Origin of the sequence: Oceanihabitans sp. 2_MG-2023, from assembly GCF_030547245.1 — a bacterium.
In the GTDB taxonomy this organism is placed as follows: domain Bacteria; phylum Bacteroidota; class Bacteroidia; order Flavobacteriales; family Flavobacteriaceae; genus Oceanihabitans.
In genome coordinates, this window is record NZ_JAUOQT010000023.1 from 1 (window position 1) to 1385 (window position 1385).

The window sequence follows — 1385 nt, forward strand, 5'->3', positions numbered from 1 at the left end:
CCTTGAAAATTTTAAATTACCGTTTTATAATCTTCTTTACTATAGATCGATTTAAGGTTTCTAATTTTAGAAAATAAATACCCGACGGAATTCTAGATAAATTTACAGTATCATTTTGCTCATTAAACTTTCCTTCAAATAATAGTTGTCCATTTAGGTTTATCAATTGATAATTTATTTTTTCCGAGGTTTTAAAAGTTAAAAAGAGTTTGTCGATAACTGGATTTGGAAATAAGTCTACATTGATTTCATCGAATTCACCTACGCTCAAATTAGAGCAATCTTCACTAAAATAATGCTGTGAGTCAATATTTGTCCAGTTGGTATTAGAATAATCAACATCATCCACCTGAATACAGGTTAATAACGGATTATTATCTGCAAAAAAATAGAGGCCAATATTTGTGTTATTATTGTTTTTAACATTTAATGAAGTTAATAATGGATTATAACTACAACTAATTGATTGGAGTACACTTTGTTGCGAAGCGTCTAATGTAGTAATCTGAGTTCCTCCACATGAAAAAAACAACATACTGGAGTTATTAGGTAAGGTTATACTAGTTATAGGGTTTACACTAACATTTAAATCCCAAAGCATTGTGTGAGGTGTAAAATCCAAGGCGCCTGGGATTTGGTTTACTCTTAGGTCTAGTTGAGTTAATTGTGGCACATTAGAAAAATCTACAGACGATAATTCATTGTAATGCGCATTTACAATAGATAAAGTTGTTGTAGCTGGTAGAGTTAATGTGTTAATAAAGTTTTGATGACAATCTACTTGCCAAAGGCTCGTGTTTTGCGATAGATCCAATTCACCAGAAATTTGGTTACTATTACACCTAAGAAACTCTAAAGAGGTGTTTTGGGTAAGATCTAAGCTAGTAAGTTGGTTAAATTCACATGTTAGAAACTCTAAAGCAGTAAAGTCCTCAATTCCTGTTAAGTCTGAAATATTTTTATTGTTTATTCCAACAGCCGTAACAGTATTAATGTTGGCAGTAAGCACATAATCGTCTAAAACATCATCATAACCTAAATTAATGAGATGTTGCTCAAAATTATCATCTGGCACATAGGTCGTTTGCGCAAATATTAATTGTGAAAAAAAGATAAAAATAATATAAAGTAGTTTTGTTTTCATGTTGATAGCGATTACTAATATATATAATTCAATAATAAAATTAGTAAATAATTAAATTTACGCCTAAATAATAAGACATCAATGACATAAAAATCGGAACATGAAAACGTTTTACAACATCGTGTATAAAAAATTGCTACATTAGTGTTTAAATAATGGTCGTTGCTCTTTTGTTACTTCCGATTTTCCTTCGGAAAATCCTCGCTCACAAAAACGCAACTTTCCATACACAAACACGTTG

1 protein-coding gene is annotated in these 1385 nt (G+C 30.4%); it reads right to left on the reverse strand.

Annotated features, from left to right (window positions below):
• Positions 1 to 16: 16 nt before the first annotated feature.
• A complete protein-coding gene (locus tag Q4512_RS16350; RefSeq protein WP_303426457.1) occupies positions 17 to 1144 on the reverse strand; it encodes a T9SS type A sorting domain-containing protein in 1128 nt (375 codons plus the stop codon).
• Positions 1145 to 1385 lie beyond the last annotated feature (241 nt).